14 protein-coding genes and 1 pseudogene are annotated in these 18,290 nt (G+C 38.2%); 11 read left to right on the top strand and 4 right to left on the bottom strand.

What is annotated here, in order from left to right; genetic code table 11:
• Positions 1 to 18: 18 nt before the first annotated feature.
• Positions 19 to 1,265: pseudogene (locus RT723_RS15815) on the bottom strand (multifunctional CCA addition/repair protein).
• 123 nt (positions 1,266 to 1,388) lie between these two features.
• On the opposite strand from RT723_RS15815, the gene RT723_RS15820 reads away from it, so the two are divergent.
• Together RT723_RS15820 and RT723_RS15825 are read left to right on the top strand one after the other, a co-directional pair.
• Positions 1,389 to 2,300 (top strand): ExeA family protein, encoded by a 912-nt coding sequence (locus RT723_RS15820; RefSeq protein WP_315948040.1) that lies wholly within the window; start codon positions 1,389 to 1,391, stop codon positions 2,298 to 2,300.
• 16 nt (positions 2,301 to 2,316) lie between these two features.
• Positions 2,317 to 3,432, top strand: a complete 1,116-nt coding sequence (locus RT723_RS15825; protein WP_315948041.1) for a general secretion pathway protein GspB — start codon at positions 2,317 to 2,319, stop codon at positions 3,430 to 3,432.
• A gap of 19 nt (positions 3,433 to 3,451) precedes the next feature.
• On the opposite strand, the gene RT723_RS15830 is transcribed toward RT723_RS15825, so the two are convergent.
• A complete protein-coding gene (locus RT723_RS15830) occupies positions 3,452 to 4,624 on the bottom strand; it encodes an HD-GYP domain-containing protein (protein ID WP_315948042.1) in 1,173 nt (390 codons plus the stop codon).
• A gap of 78 nt (positions 4,625 to 4,702) precedes the next feature.
• Positions 4,703 to 5,893 (bottom strand): cyclic di-GMP phosphodiesterase, encoded by a 1,191-nt coding sequence (locus tag RT723_RS15835; protein ID WP_315948044.1) that lies wholly within the window; start codon positions 5,891 to 5,893, stop codon positions 4,703 to 4,705.
• Positions 5,894 to 6,076: 183 nt separating this feature from the next.
• On the opposite strand from RT723_RS15835, the gene hisS reads away from it, so the two are divergent.
• The 9 genes from hisS (at position 6,077) to RT723_RS15880 (ending at position 16,612) form a co-directional block, all read left to right on the top strand.
• Positions 6,077 to 7,354, top strand: a complete 1,278-nt coding sequence (hisS, locus tag RT723_RS15840; RefSeq protein WP_315948045.1) for a histidine--tRNA ligase — start codon at positions 6,077 to 6,079, stop codon at positions 7,352 to 7,354.
• Between the two features lie 55 nt (positions 7,355 to 7,409).
• Positions 7,410 to 8,057: a YfgM family protein gene (locus RT723_RS15845; RefSeq protein ID WP_315948046.1), complete on the top strand. Its 648-nt coding sequence runs from the start codon at positions 7,410 to 7,412 to the stop codon at positions 8,055 to 8,057.
• A gap of 15 nt (positions 8,058 to 8,072) precedes the next feature.
• Complete coding sequence (gene bamB, locus RT723_RS15850; RefSeq protein WP_315948047.1) at positions 8,073 to 9,326, top strand: outer membrane protein assembly factor BamB; 1,254 nt, start codon at positions 8,073 to 8,075, stop codon at positions 9,324 to 9,326.
• Positions 9,327 to 9,509: 183 nt separating this feature from the next.
• A complete protein-coding gene (der, locus tag RT723_RS15855; protein WP_216054882.1) occupies positions 9,510 to 11,027 on the top strand; it encodes a ribosome biogenesis GTPase Der in 1,518 nt (505 codons plus the stop codon).
• 165 nt (positions 11,028 to 11,192) lie between these two features.
• The gene (locus RT723_RS15860; protein ID WP_252731699.1) at positions 11,193 to 12,491 is read left to right on the top strand and encodes a peptidoglycan DD-metalloendopeptidase family protein; all 1,299 of its coding nucleotides are present in this window, start codon (positions 11,193 to 11,195) and stop codon (positions 12,489 to 12,491) included.
• 37 nt (positions 12,492 to 12,528) lie between these two features.
• Positions 12,529 to 13,701, top strand: a complete 1,173-nt coding sequence (locus RT723_RS15865; RefSeq protein ID WP_315948048.1) for an anhydro-N-acetylmuramic acid kinase — start codon at positions 12,529 to 12,531, stop codon at positions 13,699 to 13,701.
• Entirely contained in the window at positions 13,702 to 14,916 is a 1,215-nt protein-coding gene (locus tag RT723_RS15870; protein ID WP_315948049.1) for a GGDEF domain-containing protein, read from the top strand. It abuts the gene before it with no gap.
• A gap of 58 nt (positions 14,917 to 14,974) precedes the next feature.
• Positions 14,975 to 15,661: a YoaK family protein gene (locus tag RT723_RS15875; protein ID WP_315948050.1), complete on the top strand. Its 687-nt coding sequence runs from the start codon at positions 14,975 to 14,977 to the stop codon at positions 15,659 to 15,661.
• Between the two features lie 84 nt (positions 15,662 to 15,745).
• Positions 15,746 to 16,612: an AraC family transcriptional regulator gene (locus RT723_RS15880; RefSeq protein WP_315948051.1), complete on the top strand. Its 867-nt coding sequence runs from the start codon at positions 15,746 to 15,748 to the stop codon at positions 16,610 to 16,612.
• A gap of 78 nt (positions 16,613 to 16,690) precedes the next feature.
• On the opposite strand, the gene RT723_RS15885 is transcribed toward RT723_RS15880, so the two are convergent.
• Positions 16,691 to 18,208 (bottom strand): tryptophan halogenase family protein, encoded by a 1,518-nt coding sequence (locus tag RT723_RS15885; RefSeq protein ID WP_315948052.1) that lies wholly within the window; start codon positions 18,206 to 18,208, stop codon positions 16,691 to 16,693.
• Positions 18,209 to 18,290 lie beyond the last annotated feature (82 nt).

Below are 18,290 nucleotides of genomic sequence, written 5' to 3' on the forward strand. Positions count from 1 at the left end.
AAATGAAACAGTACAGAATTAACCTTCTGTACTGTCCTTTGCTTTTACCAATGTCAATATGCGTTGGATTTTATCTATTCTTCGCTTTGATAATTCAGTTCTGATCTCTGCACCACTAAACCCAGATTTAATAATGTCTTGCACCGCTACTTCGTTTGCCGTTTCTAGTAAATCTAAAACGAATTGGCTTTGAGGGTATGCTTTGTTTTCAAATCCAGCTCGTCCTTGTAAATCGGCTTTGCAGGCGAGTAAAAATTGATTAAATCGTTCTGGTTTGCGCCATGCATCTGTTTTATCAAAAAGACTTAAAACGGTATTAGCGTTTAAATCGAATATTCGATGAACATGAGTATGGAATTCACAAGTAATAGCCGCTAACTCTTTAAAACTATTAGGTACTTTTAGTCTAAGGCACACTTGGTTTACTAATGTCACGCCTGTTTTTTCGTGGCCATGATGGTGCGGTAGATTGTCTTTGGGGCTTAACCCTTTACCTAAATCATGACATAACGCAGCAAACCGAATTTCATCGGATGCTGTCAACAAACACGCTTGTTTTAATACCATCATAGTATGAACACCCGTATCTATTTCTGGATGCCATTTGGCTGGGTTTGGTACGCCCCACAAAGCGTCTAACTCAGGTATGAGTACCGCTAATGCTCCAACCTCATGTAAGACTTCAAAAAACACATGGGCAGACTGTTCGCCAAGGGATAATTGCATTTCTTGCCATATTCGTTCAGGCGTTAATGCTAATAATTCTCCTGAATCCGCAATTTTAGCCATTAACGCCAAAGTTTCTTCGGCAATCGTAAAACCTAAATGACGGTAACGTGCCGCAAAACGGGCGACTCGTAATACCCTGAGTGGGTCTTCACTAAATGCATCAGAGACATGACGTAAAATTTTATTGTTAAGATCTGATTGGCCATTATAAGGGTCAATGATGTTATGGTCAGAGTCCATAGCCATGGCATTAATAGTAAGATCTCGGCGCAACAAGTCTTGTTCAACGGTTATATCTGACGAAAATTCACAAACGAAGCCGGTATATCCGCTACCTGCTTTTTTTCAGTACGTGCTAACGCATATTCTTGGTGAGTATCAGGATGCAAAAATACGGGGAAAGATTTACCGACCTGTTGATAACCTAATTCAAGCATATTTTCGATGGTTGCACCGGTAACTAACCAATCTTTATCTTTAATGGGGTAGTCTAAAAGTGTGTCTCTTACCGCACCGCCGACGAGATATATTTGCACTGAAAAAACCTTAACCTAACTTTTACTTATTCCGCTAGTATATTCTGTTATTATCCGAAAGTCGCTAATGTAGCGAGTTGTCATTAACTTATAATAGATAAACCGGTAATTTGAAGCAGCCATATGTACCTAGAGTATTTTCAATTAAAACAAGAGCCGTTTAATATAGCCCCTAATCCAAATTTGATGTATCCAAGTAGCCGGCATAAAGAGGCCATAGGTTATTTACGTTATGGCCTGCGTGGTAACGGTGGTTTTGTGATGTTAACGGGGGAAGTTGGTACCGGTAAAACCATGGTTAGCCGAGCTGTATTAGGCGATTTACCTGATAGCTTTAATGTGGCATATATTCTTAACCCTACTTTGAATAACATCCAGTTATTACAAACCGTATGTGACTCATTTGAGATCTTAATTACAGATAAAAATGACCACAAAGCATTATCGGATGCATTGCAAAATTTTCTTATAGAACAAGACAAATTAGGTCAGTCGAGCTTATTGGTTATTGACGAAGCGCAACATTTATCAGCAGAGGCATTAGAACAATTACGTTTGTTTACTAACTTAGAAACGAATGACAAAAAGTTACTGCAGATCATTTTGATTGGCCAACCTGAATTACAAGAAAAACTGAATACTCGAGAACTTCGCCAACTTGCTCAACGTATTACAGCGAGATATCACTTATTACCGTTAACGAAAGATGAAACCTTTGAATATATCAATCATCGAGTGATTGCGGTTGGCGGTAATCGACCTTTATTTGATAAAAAAGCCATGACCACCATTTTTCAACAAGCTAAAGGCACACCAAGATTAATCAATTTATTGGCAGACCGAGCCTTGATGGGCGCTTATGCTCAAGGTCGTTTTTTTGTGGATAATAAAATGGCTAAACAAGCGGTATATGAAGTTTTGGGTAGTAATTTAGGTTCTGACGTCAGTCATAAAACGCTCAAAGTGGCGGTGTTATCTATTATTGCAGTGACCGCGCTAATCACCGTAATAACCCGTAATTTTTTCACGCAATGATAATGGATTACTTGAAATGAGTTTGTTATATCAAGCCTTATTGAAAAACAGTCAGAACCAATCTTCAACAAATAATACGTCGGATATGAGTGAAGATAATTCAATTCCAAAATCAGTCGCGACTAAACAAAATTATTCTGCGCTGTTAACAAGTCAAAGTAACGTGGATAATGACCAAACCAATGCTTTTACTACCAATCGTTTTACTAACATAGCCCAAGGTTATCCAAATAATGCTTCATCAGTGCCTTGGTTGGTATGGATTTTTATTGCTAGCTTATTGCTCATAGTCGGATTGTTAGCGGGTTATATTTATGGGAATGCGAGTTTGCTAGGGCAGAGTGAGGCTAATTACAAACTGGCCGCAATCGAAACGCAAGTTAACAACTCGCAAATGACTCCTCTTTTGTCAATGTCTTCAATGCAGAAGGCTGAGCAAGTAAAACCTAATGAAGTTTTACCTTCTAAAAAAAATGATGAGCCATCAACAACTAATAAGTCATTAGCCTTGTCAGGGGATGGAGCCGAAGCATTACCAGAACAAATAACACAAACTCAAAATAAGAGTGATGAGATCAACGTTACCGATGATAAAACAATTGAAATAGCATTGGATGCACAAGGTCAGTTGGTGTCTAAAGTAAGTACAAGCAAAGAAGATAAGGTACCTAGTGCTCAAACGACAGAAGACATACAAACGCGAACCGATTCAAACGTTAATATGGTCATCGATAGCGACAACGACAACAGTGAAACGGACAATCAAATGGCGTTAAACGAGGTATCGGACAAAATTAAAGCGTCTTTTGCTGAGGCGATAAAAGCGACCGAAAAAAGCCCAACTCAAGACGATAATTTTCAAGTTAACTTATATTCGAATGATGACTTATTAATGCTTGAAGATCTCACCGTTTATCAATCTAAAACATTACCTGATTTGATATATCAAATGCATATTTTTGCGTCGGATGCGAGCGAACGTTGGGTGAGGATTAATGGTACAACATTATACGAAGGGCAAACACTACAAGCCGGATTAACCTTGTTAGAGATTAAACAAGACTTGATCGTATGGCGTCATAATAATATGAAAATAGGCCAAGTTGCATTAGTTGATTTTGTAAAAAATTAATTAGGGTGAATTGGTCTATTTATAGATAACGTTCTACCAGATCTGAGAATGTATCTTTCGCGTAAAAATCAATAATCTCATCTGTTTCTTTGTTTTTACTCAGTGATAATGTAGCCACATTAATGTGTTGGTGTAATCGATTGTCATAGATGAGTTTTATGTCTGGTTTAACGGTTGAGCCATGATGGCCCAAAACAATACCAACCCGGCCACTTTTTAGTAACACTAATGATCCAGGAGGGTAAATACCAATACACTTAATGATCTGTTGCAAGATTTCAAAATCAAACTGTTTTTCCATTTTTAACAAAGTTTGATAGGCCTGTATCGCAGTCGGATATTTACCTTTAATTGGCGTATGCATTAAACGGTCAAACTCATCAATAATGGTAAAAATACGAATGGCGTCATTAATATCGGTTAACTTTTGTCCTGTGGGGTAACCCGACCCATCTAATCTTTCATGATGCATCCGAATGACTTCTATCGTTTCTTTAGCCAATCCTCCAATCTGACGAGCGATGTTAATACCATTCTCAACATGAGCTGGACTAATAAAGATATCTTGTTCTCTGGTTGTTTGATTGATTGTGAGTCGGTTGGGTTGTTGAATACTTTGTTTCATATGCAATTTACCAATATCGTGCAGCAATGCACCCACAATCCAATCCTGGATTAAATCAGATGGCCATTTCATTACTCTAAACGTATTACAGTAATAAGCAGCCGTTCGAATAGCGTGGCCTAATTGATAATCTTCAAATGTCATTGCTCTTACAATGCATAAAAGCGCTGAAGGATTTCGGTAGCCCGATGCAATAAATGTCATCGTTGCTAAATAAAAAGGACTGGCATCAAAGATGTCTTTTTCTCGTATTTGGCTAAATGCCTTTTGTAGGTGCGAAATTAACTTCTCTATCGCTAATTTAGCTCTGGGAAGTTCATCCTCAAAAGGAACATCATTAAATTCTGATTTAACCGCGAGTTCATGGTTGGATAATCCTTTGGTTAATTGTTTTTCTGTATCAACAATGACTTCAACGACACCTTTAGCGACCAGTTCATGGATGATAGTGTTATCGGAAATCCAGCCAGGGGATGACACCTTTATTTGGCCCATTTGTTGCGAAATTTCAGCAACATATTGACCTATTTTTAATCGTGTTATTGGGCACTTCACAAGTGTTGGCATTCAGTAACTTCAGTGTTTGATGATATTAAAATGAATTGATGATCTATGTTTACTTAACAATGACTAGAGTAAACTCGTTTAGTTCAACAAAACTTGTTTGAAAAAACGTAACATATCTATCTTAAAATCTTCTGGTTTAACGCTACGTTCTATTTCATCGGTCACCTTTGCACTAGCAAGATCAATGATTCTAGGTTCAATGTGACTTTTATTGTTAACGCTATAAAAAATATTAACCACCGGTGATAATGGGTTTTGTTTATTAGATTTAATAACAATGCCTAACTTGTTGCTTTTCATTTGTACCAACGTGCCAACAGGGTGAAGCCCCATGCATTTTATAAACTCAGCAACAAGAGATGTATCGAGTTTAGTGCCAGCTTGTTTTTGTAATTCTTTATATGCGTTAATGGGGGTTTTTGCTTTTTGATAACTACGTTGAGCCGTAATTGCGTCATAACTATCAACAATTGCAATCATTCTTGAATATTGATTTAGTTGCTCATTTGAGAGTTGATTTGGGTAACCTGAACCGTCTAATCTTTCATGGTGTGTCGCAACTAGATCTAAGCTTATTTGATTCAAACGTTTGGATTTACTTAGCACATTTACACCAAGCGGAACGTGCATTTGGATTTTCTCTATTTCAGCATCAGTTAGCGCAGAGGACTTGGTTAATATTTTATCATTGAGCGATATCATCCCTAAGTCTAACAACATAGCGCCAGTGGTTAAATTATGAATGATATCCTTATCTATACCTAAATGTTTGGCAAAGATGGTCATTAAAATTGCAACGTTAATGGAATGTTCCATTAAATATTGATCTTTATCTCGCATTCGAGTCACGCAGGCTAGGGCATCTTGATTTCTAAATACAGAGTCAATTAAATTGTCGGCAAGAGCATGATGTTGTTCAACATCAAGGGTGTAACCTGACTTAAAGTGACTAAATGCGGTATTTTGAATACTTTTTGCTTGTTGATATAAGTTCGATGCCGTATTGATCTCCTGCTCAAAACTAACGGATTTCACTGTCGCTTCTTGGTTGATCTTTTCGGTTTTTTTACTTGGGGTTGAAGGCTGTTTGATTTTACTTTTGGATAAATCAACTAATACAGCCGTTACCCCTTGTTTTGCCAAAGCTGAAATGGCGGTTTGTGATCTCACTAATCCTTGAGTCTTGATCTTTAATTTACCAATTTGATTTACCACTTCGGCAACGTACATACCCGGTAAAAGCTGCTCAATAAGATATTCTTGTTTCATAGATTCAAGGCGATTCTCGATTGTATTTGATGTAGCTAAACTAGCAGAACACCCTATGTTGGTACAAATTAATCTGCTAATAAATATTTTTGTCGAGCATTTTAGCGTTATCAATTTACCTTAGGCTAGATTAGCCCTATAATACGCGGCTAATTTTTAACTCAACTAGAGAATTATTAATCAGTGTCTAAACCAATCCAAGCAATTCGTGGAATGAACGACTGTTTACCAGTGGAAACTGCTCAGTGGCAGCAAGTTGAATCTGTGATCCGTCAAACCGTAGCCAGTTATGGATATTCAGAAATTCGTTTTCCAATCGTAGAATTTACCGAATTATTCAAACGTTCAGTTGGTGAAGTAACAGATATCGTTGAGAAAGAAATGTACACTTTTGACGACCGTAATGGCGATTCTTTATCTTTACGTCCAGAAGGTACGGCTGTGTGTGTTAGAGCTGCAAATCAAGGTGCCTTGTTATATAACCAACAGCAGCGACTGTGGTATACCGGACCTATGTTCCGCCATGAACGCCCTCAAAAAGGCCGTTACCGTCAATTCCACCAGTTTGGCGTTGAGTCATATGGTTTCGCTGGTGCCGATATGGACGCAGAGGTGATTTTATTATCAGCTCGTCTGTGGAAAACGTTTAACATTACAGAACATTTAACACTTGAAATTAACTCTTTGGGTTCAAATGAGTCGCGTGCAGATTACAGCGCTGCATTAGTTGAATATCTGTCAGCGCACGAAGATAAGTTAGATGATGATTCAAAACGTAGATTGACGACTAATCCGTTACGTATTTTGGATAGTAAAAATCAAGATGTTCAGAACTTATTAGAGGCGGCGCCAACATTATCTGATTACTTAGATGAAGAGTCCGTCGAACATTTTAAACAATTACGATTACGATTAGACGCGGCTGGTATTGAATATGTAGTAAACGAACGTTTAGTTCGTGGTTTAGATTATTACAACAGAACCGTATTTGAGTGGGTAACTACAAGCTTAGGTTCTCAAGGGACCGTATTAGCTGGTGGACGTTATGATGGATTAGTTGAACAATTAGGTGGCAAACCTACTCCAGCGGTTGGTTTTGCTATGGGGATTGAACGATTAGTCCTGTTGTTACAAACCTTAGAAATTTTAAAGGAACCAACCTCAACGGCTGATGTCTATATGGTCGCTGCAGGGACGGATGCAGAAATAAAAGCGGTTGAAATAGCAGAACATTTAAGACAAGCTGCACCGCATGTAAGAGTCGTTAACCACTGTGGTGGCGGTAACTTTAAGAAACAAATGAAACGTGCTGACAAGGTAGGTGCATCAATTGCACTTATCTTGGGAGACGAAGAAATTACAAACCAACAAATTACCATAAAAAACTTACGTGAAAATGTAGAACAAGAAGTAGTTAGTTGGACTGAATTGGAAGGCCGTATTAATACGATCTTTGCTTAAATTGATATTTGCAGGAATTTTCCCCTGCTGATGTAGTACAGATATAGAGGTTATAATGGAAGTTTATTCTACTGAAGAACAACAAGTTGAAGCGATTAAAAGTTTTTGGAAAGAAAACGGCACTCAAATCGTTTTAGGTGCTGCGTTAGGTTTAGGTGGTTTCTCTGCTTGGAACTGGTATGTAGATAACCAAATTGCAGAGCAAGAAGCAGCTTCGGCTCAATACGAAGAATTTATTAAAGTAAGCCAAGCTGAAAACGCTAACTCTGATTCAGTCGAGTCAGAATTAAAAGCATTTACGGCCGCTTATGGTGAATCTGGTTATGGTGTGTTTGTTCAACTTTTAGCCGCTAAACAAGCCGTGAATGATGGAAAGTTTGAACTTGCTGCCACCAACTTAACGACCGCATTATCGCTAACGGATTCAGTTAGCTTAAAAGATTTGGTGTCATTACGTTTAGCTCGAATTCAATCAGAATTACAACAGTACGATGCAGCTTTGAAAACCTTAACAAGTGTTAAAAGTAAAGGTTATGAAGTACGTGTTGCTGAGTTAACGGGCGATGTTTATTTAGCTCAAGGTAATAAAGATAAAGCGCGTATGTCATATCAATCTGCTGCCGATAACGGTGGTTTAGAAGGTAATAACTTATTAAAAATGAAGTTAGACGATTTAGCGTTATCTTCAAAAACAACTAGCTAATTAAGGCCCTGTTTAATGTTAAAACAAGCCAAAATAACGGCACTTTCATTTGCTTTATTGTTCGGGTTATCCGGCTGTGAAACAAAAGAAATCAAAGAAGAGTTTCGTATTGCAGAAATAAAACCGATTAATTCGACGTTAGATGTTGAGTTAGTATGGAGAGAATCTGCAGGCGACGGTGTTGATAATTACTTTTCAAACTTATCACCAGCCGCAGTTGGTGATCTTGTATTTGCGGCAAGTCGTGATGGCGAAGTTATCGCGTTTAATAAAGACAGCGGTGATGAAGTTTGGTCAACAGACGTTCGTGATAACCCACCAACAATATGGGATACGTTAACGTTTACAACAGTAGCGCCTGAAAAATTAAGTGGTGGTATTACTGCAGCCTATAAAAATTTATATATTGGTACTGAAAACGGCGATGTTATTGCGTTATCGCAAGCAACCGGTGAAATATTATGGCGTACCGAAGTAAAAGGTGAAGTGATTGCTCCACCTGCAGCAGGTGAAGGTTGGATAGCCGTAACTACAGCAGCAGGTTTTGTAGCTGCATTACATCCTGATACCGGTGAGCTACGTTGGCAAATTGCCACCGATGTTCCTGCATTATCGTTACGTGGTACCTCTTCGCCAACCATTGCTGGTGGTGGTGTTTTAGTTGGCACAGCCACGGGAAAATTGTCGGTAATTATCCTTGAAAAAGGCATTCCTGCTTGGGAACAAGCAATAGGGGTAGTACAAGGTTCAACCGAACTTGAGCAGTTAATTGATGCTGACAGTAAGCCTTTAATCAACGGTTCTACGGTATATACAATTGCTTACAATGGTAACTTAGCCGCATTGGACATGATGTCTGGTCGTGTATTATGGAAACGTGAATATTCGTCATACCGTAATTTAGCGATTGATACTGGTGTTATTTATTTAACGGATGCTAAAGGTAATGTGATTGCTGTTGATGCTAATAGTGGTATCGAAAAGTGGACGTCATCTGAGCTATATAATCGCCGATTAACACAACCTGTTGTTTATAAAGGTAATATCGTAGTAGGTGATTATGAAGGTTATTTTCACTTTATAAATAAAGAATCTGGTAAAATAGCAGCTCGTTATAAATTTGCTGACTATGACCGTTCTGTATTCTGGTGGTTCGTTGATTGGTTTTCTTTTGAAGAAGACGGCGCTTATACTAAACCTGTCGTATCAGGTGATAAGCTCTTTGTACAAACCCGAGATGGCAAAGTCAACGCTTTACGTCTACCGTAATATATAGTTTATTTATATTGGGCTTTGTGTTTTGTATGAACAAACACAGAGCCTTTTTTGTGTCATGGTTTAAAACTTAAATTGTGGCTAGAACCTAGATATTTAATACAAATGTTTAGGCCTTTTTTGTAATATTTAAATACATCACTCACCAACGTTGAGTGTATGTTTGAGGTGAATTCAATGCTTCCTGTGGTTGCTTTAGTTGGTCGTCCTAATGTCGGTAAATCGACTTTATTTAATCGATTAACTCGTACAAGAGACGCGCTAGTAGCGGACTTTCCCGGACTAACTAGAGATAGAAAGTACGGTCAAGCAACACACGCCGAACACAATTTTATTGTGGTCGATACCGGAGGTATTGATGGTACTGAAGAAGGTATTGAAGTTGAAATGGCCGAGCAATCTTTGTTGGCCATAGATGAAGCTGATGTTGTGTTGTTTTTAGTGGATGCCCGAGCGGGTATGACAGCGGCCGACCAAGCTATCGCTGAACATTTAAGAAAACAAAATAAAACAACCTTTATCGTAGCCAATAAAGTTGATGGTATCGATGGTGACTCATCAAGCGCTGAATTTTATAATTTAGCTATGGGTGATGTACATCAAATTGCGGCCGCTCATGGTCGTGGTGTTACTCAACTTTTAGACCATGCATTAATGCCTGTTATTGAACAATTGTCTGAGCAGTTTGAAGATGAGTTAGCGGCTCAAATTCAAGAACGTGGTGAAATTGATTTAGAACAAGAGTTTGCAGAGCCTGAGTTTGACGAAAATGGCGATGTTATTGAAGTTGAAGAACCAGAGGCGGTACCATTTGAAGATGTGCCGATTAAGTTTGCATTAATTGGTCGCCCAAATGTTGGTAAATCAACATTAACTAACAGAATGTTAGGCGAAGAGCGTGTCGTTGTTTATGACATGCCAGGTACGACTCGTGACTCAATTTATATTCCTATGAGTCGCAATGATCAAGATTACGTGATTATTGATACCGCAGGTGTTCGTCGCCGTGGACGTATTCGTCAAACGGTAGAAAAATTCTCAGTAGTTAAAACCTTACAAGCCATTGAAGATGCTAACGTCGTATTGTTAATGTTGGATGCAAGAGAAGGCATTTCAGATCAAGACTTAAGTTTGTTAGGTTTTGCTTTAAATGCGGGTCGTTCAATCGTGATTGCGGTGAACAAGTGGGATGGATTAGATCAAGATATTAAAAATGAAGTAAAACGTGAATTAGATAGACGTTTGGGCTTTATTGATTTTGCCCGTTTACATTTTATTTCAGCTTTACATGGCACTGGCGTTGGTCATTTATTTGATTCAATTGATGAAGCGTATCGTTCAGCGACAAAACGTATCTCAACGTCAATGGTGACTCGTATCATGAAAATGGCACAAGACGATCACCAACCGCCAATGATCAGAGGCCGTAGAGTTAAATTAAAATACGCCCATGCCGGTGGTTATAATCCTCCACGAATCGTTATTCATGGTAATCAGGTAAAAGACTTACCGGATTCTTACAAGCGTTATCTAATGAATTATTACCGTAAAGCGTTAGACGTGATGGGGACGCCAATTAAGATAGAATTCAGAGAGGGTGTGAACCCATTTGAAGATAATAAACAAAAAACCATGACCTTGTCACAGCAAAGACAAGCCGGTGGATTCATAAGAAGACATCGTCGACCAGGTTAGTATTTTCAAAAATGCTTCTTTAATTAGAAGCATTTTTGCATTACAGGCTTGAATTATATGGCTTTGCTGCTTTTATTTAGAAAGTCATGGTGGTAATCTCATGAAAACTGTTTAAGTACAGCTAACCCATTAAGCAATTAGAGAAGTCATTGCAAGAAGTAGGTAATGAAGAATTTAGTAAACACTTTTCCTAAACAACATAGAGTAACGGTCTTGATTGTATCAATGATCTTAACTTTATTGATCCTGATCCCAAGTGAATCTGCCAAAGCATCAAAAGTAATCAACGCGCCTGTGGTTTCAAATTACGCAGCATTATCGGTTGGTGAATCCTACCCATTACCTTTGGATTTGGGTCAAGATGAAGCCAATTTAGAATTTACCGATGTTATTAATGTTGAGATCCGCAACGGTGATTCTTTAGCAACGATTTTTAAACGGGTAAAACAACCGCAAAAAACCATGTTGTCTATCGCCGGTTCGGGCGAAGCTGGAAAAATATTTACCCATTTAATCCCAGGACGTTTTTTAGAGTTCGAAGTGAATAAAGACAACGAGTTGGTATCGTTAAGTTATGAACAAGATCAATTAACCACGGTTATAGCCAAACTGGCTGATGATAAATCCTACTATACGACGTATGAAGAAAAATCGAGAACGACTAAGTCGGTTTATTTTGAAGGTCAAATAGACAGTAATTTTTGGAACGCTGGGGTAGCTTCAGGTTTAAATGATACATTGATCATGAACTTGGCAAACATATTTGCATGGGATGTGGATTTTGCGTTAGACCTAAGATCAGGCGACAGTTTTTATGCTTTAGTTGAGCAGATTTATATTGATGGTGAATTTGTTGGACACGGTGATATTTTAGCCGCTGAATTTATTAATCAAGATGAAGTTTTTACCGCTGTGCGCAATGACGATGGTCGTTATTACACACCAGAGGGGGATAGCATGCGTAAAACTTTTTTACGCTCTCCAGTGAATTTTAAATACATTAGTTCAAACTTCTCAAATCGACGTTTTCACCCTGTACAGAAAAAAATGAAAGCCCATCGTGGTGTTGATTATGCAGCGAACACTGGCACACCAGTATTTGCCGCAGGTGATGGTAAAGTAATAAAAGCCGGCTACGACCGTTTTAATGGCCATCATGTCTTCATTGAACATGGCGGCGGTATTACCACTAAATACATTCATTTTTCAAAACGTAAAGTACGTCGTGGACAAAAAGTGAAACAGGGACAAGTTATAGGATTAGTTGGTTCAACAGGATTAGCTGCAGGTCCTCATTTGCATTATGAATTTTTAGTTAATGGAGTTCATAGAAATCCTCGTACGGTTTCATTGCCAAAGGCCAATCCATTAACGGGGGAGCAAAAACAACAATTTGTTCAATATGCCGAAGAACGTTTAAGTTTATTAAAACACAATAGACAACTACTTTTGGCGATGCGTTAGTCCTAATAAAAATTAATCATAAATAAGATGGACTTTGATGAATAACAAAACCTATTTTATTGGTTTAATGTCTGGCACAAGTTTGGACGGAATTGATGTTGCAATCGTTGATATTCAATCCGTTCAAAACTCTAAACACCACTCTATCGCACTAATAGCTTCCCAATCTGTTGTGTTACCTGACAACATTAAGTCTCAGTTAATTCATCTATCATTTGAACAAAATGTGAATATGCAAACTCTTGGTGAAACGGGAGTCCAGCTCGCACAGCTATTTGCTCAAAGCATAAATGCCTTATTGGCTGCTCAAGGTATAGACAAGTCTCAGATAATGGCTATTGGTAGTCATGGATTAACAATCAGACATCAGCCCTATGGGGCATTTCCATTCAGTTTACAGATCACCGATCCAAGTTTATTGGCACAATTAACTGGTATCGATGTGGTCAGTGACTTTAGGAACATGGATATCGCAGTTGGCGGACAAGGAGCGCCTTTAGTTCCAGCATTTCACCAAGCTCTATTAGGCGAAACTTCACAGGGGTGTATTGTTTTAAATCTAGGAGGCATTGCTAATATCACAGTGCTAAATCCTGGTGCGGATGTTATTGGTTATGATACTGGCCCGGCTAATACATTACTGGATGTTTGGTGTGAGAAACATACACACAAGGCGTACGACAAAAATGGCATTTGGGCTTCGACAGGACGTGTCATTCCAGAATTATTAACTCTAATGTTAGCTGAACCGTATTTTGCAGAGGTATATCCGAAAAGCACAGGGAAGGAGTTATTTAACTTAGACTGGTTGTTCAATAAGATTGATGAGTATCAGACTATTAGCAGTACAAAGCTTAATAAAAAGTTAATACCTCCAGAGGATATTCAACGTACCTTGTTAGAGCTAACTGTAGTGAGTGCTGCGTTACAAATTAAACAATTTACACATACACACACTTTATTTGTTTGCGGCGGTGGGGTCCACAATCAATGTTTAGTTGAGCAATTACAACAACAATTACCCGCACATCAAATTAAAGCAACAGATGAGGTTGGGATAAATAGCGATGCTTTAGAGGCAATGGCATTTGCTTGGTTAGCCTATTGTCGAGTCCATTTAATTAGCGCGAATTCCCCCTCTGTTACCGGGGCAAAAAGTAAAGTCGTCATGGGAAGTTGGTATAGTGCCAAATCAGAGAAGGTTTCTTAATTGAATTATTTAGTTTCAAATTTTATTAAAGCAGTCAGCGTACCTGTCATCTTAATTTTTGCGCTGTTTTTAATTGTACAAAATGGCATGTTGGATTTAACCGTTTGGCAAGAGTTATTAACACAAACCCCAATGTTGTTATTTATTGGCGCTATTGTTGTCGCACTAAGATTTAAACAAAGTAGAGTGATTTATATACTGCTGTTTTTATTACTGAGTTGGGCTCTGTTTGTTGAAATTGACCATTTTAAATATCTGAACTTTAGTCCCTCCTTGTGGTTTTTAAGTCAGTTATTTATTTTAGTCTTGTTTACTTTTGACCAGAACAAGACTATTTGGGGACGCCACGGTTTGATCAGAGCATTGATCATTCTAGCCGTGATCTTAGTTAACTACCGTTTTAATCAATCAATCACCTTACACCAATTTTTGAACACTGAGTTTATCGCCGATCTACATTTAGGCGGCATGACTCAAATCGAACTTGTATTGTCCGTGTTAGCGTTATTAATGCTAGCTGTAAAACATATACTGTCACCAAGTAAAACCGTTTTGAATACTTGGGTGATCGCATTTTTCTTAGTGTATTTTAAATTAATAGATGCTGAGGTTTTGACTCACCTGATTGCATTTTCAGTGTTTGGTTTGCTGTTAATTCAAGGTGTATTAACTGATTCATATCAGATGGCCTTTTCCGATGAATTAACTGGATTATCGGCCAGAAGAGCATTATTACAATCGTCTATTTCACTTGGTAAAAAATATACCATTGCCATGTTAGATGTGGATCACTTCAAAAAGTTTAATGACACCTACGGGCATGATGTTGGTGACCAAGTTTTAAAATTGGTGGCGAGCAAGATCAATGAAATTAAAGGCGGGGGTAAAGCTTACCGATATGGTGGCGAAGAGTTCACTATTGTATTTCCAAATAAGTCAGTCAATTATGCCATTCCTTATCTGGAACAAGTCAGGGAGTCTATTGCCATTTACGCAATGACTATTAGGGACAACAATGAACGACCGGACGACAGCAAAACCGGTAAGTCACAACGTTCAAAAAACGATACGTCTAGCAAGGTTGTGAATGTCACTATAAGTATCGGAGTAGCGGAACGTGAAGGTGACCTGAAAGACTTCGATCAAGTAATGAAACAAGCAGATGAAGCGTTATATCGTGCAAAACAAGCGGGTAGAAACTGTTTAGCTGAGTAATTTAACAATAATAGTGAATGCTTTTTTGCGTCTAATGTAATTGACTAGGGGATTGTAAATGATTTCAAAATTACCTCGTTGGGTAGAGTACGGATCATTTTTATTAGCATTAGTTGCCGGATTAGTTAATGCCATTGGATTGTTAGGTTTTAAACATCAATCAATATCACATCTTTCTGGAACAGCCACGTTGTTAGGTGTTGGAGTTGTTGATTCAACCTTTGCTGAAGTGTTTCATTTGTTCACCATTCTTGTTAGTTTTTTAATTGGTGCAGCTATTTCTGGCTACTTTTTACGAACGGGCGCATTAAAACTAGGCCTTAATTACAGTAAGTTGCTCTGCCTTGAAGCTCTATTTTTACTTGCCGCTGTCTATTTTCTCTCCAACGATTCCTTATTGGGCCATTATTTAGCATCTACCGCATGTGGTTTACAAAATGCGTTGGCCACAACTTTCAGTGGCGCCATTATTCGCACAACTCACGTAACAGGCATATTTACTGATTTAGGCATTATGTTAGGTGCTAAATTCAGAGGTGAATCATTTGATAAGAGAAAAGCATTGTTATTTATGCTGATCATTTTGGGCTTTATTTTAGGTGGCAGTTTAGGCGCTTTTTTCTTTGTTATTTTAAAATTCCAAGCGTTATACATCCCAGCATTAATATGTTTATTATTGGCGTTGTCTTACTCAATTTACAATACAAAATATGGCCGTGTATCTTCTGAAAAACTAAATGGCTAACATTGAGCAAGCCTAGTCAAGCTCAATATGTCTTATGTCATTAACGTATAAAGCCTAAGAAGATCAAAACAGAGAACATGATAAATGGCCAATTATGAAGATAGGTTTATTTCCGTTATTTCCTACATCGAAGCTAACTTAGATAGTCAGCTCGATATAGACAAACTTTGTTCTAAAGCCCATTTATCCAAGTTTCATTTCCATCGACAGTGCTCAATATTTTTTGGAATGTCAGTGATGTCTTTAGTTAAACTATTAAGACTGAAACGAGCTGCGCACCAATTGGCATATCGTGATAATGATAAAATCATCAATATTGCATTAGACAATGGTTATGAAAGTCACGAAGCGTTTTCCAGAGTATTTAAAAAGTACTTTGCCAAAAGCCCCTCTGATTTTAAACAGTCCCCTGATTGGTCTACTTGGCATAAACAATATGAACCTATACGTAAGCTGAGGACAAAGATCATGAACACTAAAGATAAATTTCAAACTCAAGTTGTTGAGTTCCCTGAGACCTTAATTGCCGCCATGGAGCACAGAGGTTCACCAAATTTACTGGGGAAAACCATTCAAGCTTTCATTAGTTGGCGAAAAGAAAATAAGCTGCCACCAAGTAAGTGTAAAACCTTTAATTTAGTTTATGACGATCCTAGCGTAACTGCTGCAGAGAAATATCGGTTTGATGTCTGTTGTTCCGTTGATAGTGCTATTGGCGCAAATCGCTATGGGGTAGTGAATAAAACAATTCCAGCAGGAAAATGTGCGGTGGTAAGGCATATTGGCAGTGATGACGCTATCGGCTCAGTAGTGGCTTATCTTTATTCGCAGTGGCTAACTGATTCAGCTTTTGAGTTAAGAGACTTTCCCATATTTTTTGAACGGGTAAGTTTTTATCCGGAAGTGGCGGAACATGAAATGATCACTGACGTATATTTGCCTATTCAATAAAAGCTTCAACTTAAGATATAACCCCAATAAATGCTGCGTTATTGGGGGTAGCTTAAGTGTAAATATACTTTACCTTACTTAACGCTTTGGACGATAAGGGCAATGTTTAGCTAAATACATTTCATGACTTGTCGCATTCATGGTTATTTGTTGAAACTGTTTTTGCATAACATCAAAGGTTTTTTCAATATCCAGGTTATTTTTGTGCGTTACGATCGGGGCAATTTTTGCTGGCATTATTCCTTGACCCGTTAATACGGCCAACCAGTTATCTTGTTTGAATAAATCCTTTTCATGTACATCCAAATGACCAAACTGTTTAAATAACTCAATTTGTTGTTTTAACGAATCAGGGATCTCTAAGCCTTTACAGTGTTGCCAATATTCGCTGTCATCACGCTCAGTAGCCTTGTAGTGAAGAATAATAAAGTCTTTGATGTGTTGGTACTCTAGCTCAGTTTCTTTGTTATAAAGCGATTGAGAGAGTTGGTCGCAGTCTTTATTTGGCATTAATCTAATCAACCTCATAATAGCTGATTGGATTAAGTGTAATCCGGTAGATTCTAAAGGTTCTAAAAAACCTGCTGATAGGCCAATTGCGACACAATTTTTATCCCAAAAAGAGTTTAACCTTCCGGTTTCGAATTTAATTTTATTGGGTTCAGTTAATACTTTGCCATCCACACTATTGAGTAAACAATCTAGTCCTTGTTCATCGGTCATAAACTGACTGCTAAATACATTGCCATTTCCCATACGAGTCTGTAATGGAATACGCCATTGCCAACCTGAATCATGCGCGATGGAACGAGTATAAGGTTGTAACATCTTAGTATGCGTTGATTGCACTGCGATGGCGCTGTCGTTAAACAAAAGATGAGACCAAGAATGAAAGGGCACGTTTAAGTTTTGGCGCATTAATACCGAACGTTGGCCGCTGCAATCGATAAACAAGTCGCCTTTAATTTCTTGATTGTCCTCAAGCTGCAATCCACTAATAAATCCATTATCTGGATGGTTAAATACATTAGCAACTTTACCTTCAATTCTTACCACCCCGAGTTTCTCTGCATAAGTTCTTAAGAAATCAGCGTAGAGGCCTGCGTCAAAGTGATAGGCATAATCAAAGTTAGAGGCTAAAGATGTAGGATCAGAACTTGGCGTAATAAATTTATTAGACTGGCTTAAATGCCAAGCTAATGAAAACTCTTGTAGGGGCTGTTGAGCACCAGTTAATTGTTGTTTCATCCAAAAGTAGGGAAAAGACATGTAATCAAAGTCGGCACCAAATCGTCCAAATGGGTGCATGTATGTATGTTGTTTTTGTTTCCAATTTTCAAACTGAATGCCGAGTTTGATGGTGCCGTTACAGGCGGATAAAAACTCGGTTTCGGTTATACCTAATATACGATTGAAGTTTTGTATGGGAGGGATGGTAGCTTCACCGACACCAACAGTTTTTATTTGGTTTGATTCAACTAAGGTAATGGTACAACTTTGTTCAAGCTGCTTGGCTAACATGGCAGCGGTCATCCATCCGGCCGACCCTCCGCCTAAAATAACAATTTTTTTGATTTGATCATTTGGGTTATTCATTTTTCTACCATACTGCTTAGTGAATTAAATGATATAAAATTACAGCGTTAGATACAAAAACTGCCGCAAAGGCGGCAGTTTT

It is taken from the genome of Psychrosphaera aquimarina, assembly GCF_032461525.1.
GTDB classification, from domain to species: Bacteria; Pseudomonadota; Gammaproteobacteria; order Enterobacterales; family Alteromonadaceae; genus Psychrosphaera; species Psychrosphaera aquimarina.

Excerpts from the sequence above, each read along its gene's own strand:
- RT723_RS15820 (WP_315948040.1), top strand. The coding sequence starts at position 1,389 with ATGTACCTAGAGTATTTTCAATTAAAACAAGAGCCGTTTAATATAGCC.
- RT723_RS15825 (WP_315948041.1), top strand. The coding sequence starts at position 2,317 with ATGAGTTTGTTATATCAAGCCTTATTGAAAAACAGTCAGAACCAATCT.
- RT723_RS15830 (WP_315948042.1), bottom strand. The coding sequence starts at position 4,624 with ATGCCAACACTTGTGAAGTGCCCAATAACACGATTAAAAATAGGTCAA.
- RT723_RS15835 (WP_315948044.1), bottom strand. The coding sequence starts at position 5,893 with ATGAAACAAGAATATCTTATTGAGCAGCTTTTACCGGGTATGTACGTT.
- RT723_RS15845 (WP_315948046.1), top strand. The coding sequence starts at position 7,410 with ATGGAAGTTTATTCTACTGAAGAACAACAAGTTGAAGCGATTAAAAGT.
- bamB (WP_315948047.1), top strand. The coding sequence starts at position 8,073 with ATGTTAAAACAAGCCAAAATAACGGCACTTTCATTTGCTTTATTGTTC.
- der (WP_216054882.1), top strand. The coding sequence starts at position 9,510 with ATGCTTCCTGTGGTTGCTTTAGTTGGTCGTCCTAATGTCGGTAAATCG.
- RT723_RS15860 (WP_252731699.1), top strand. The coding sequence starts at position 11,193 with ATGAAGAATTTAGTAAACACTTTTCCTAAACAACATAGAGTAACGGTC.
- RT723_RS15865 (WP_315948048.1), top strand. The coding sequence starts at position 12,529 with ATGAATAACAAAACCTATTTTATTGGTTTAATGTCTGGCACAAGTTTG.
- RT723_RS15875 (WP_315948050.1), top strand. The coding sequence starts at position 14,975 with ATGATTTCAAAATTACCTCGTTGGGTAGAGTACGGATCATTTTTATTA.
- RT723_RS15880 (WP_315948051.1), top strand. The coding sequence starts at position 15,746 with ATGGCCAATTATGAAGATAGGTTTATTTCCGTTATTTCCTACATCGAA.
- RT723_RS15885 (WP_315948052.1), bottom strand. The coding sequence starts at position 18,208 with ATGAATAACCCAAATGATCAAATCAAAAAAATTGTTATTTTAGGCGGA.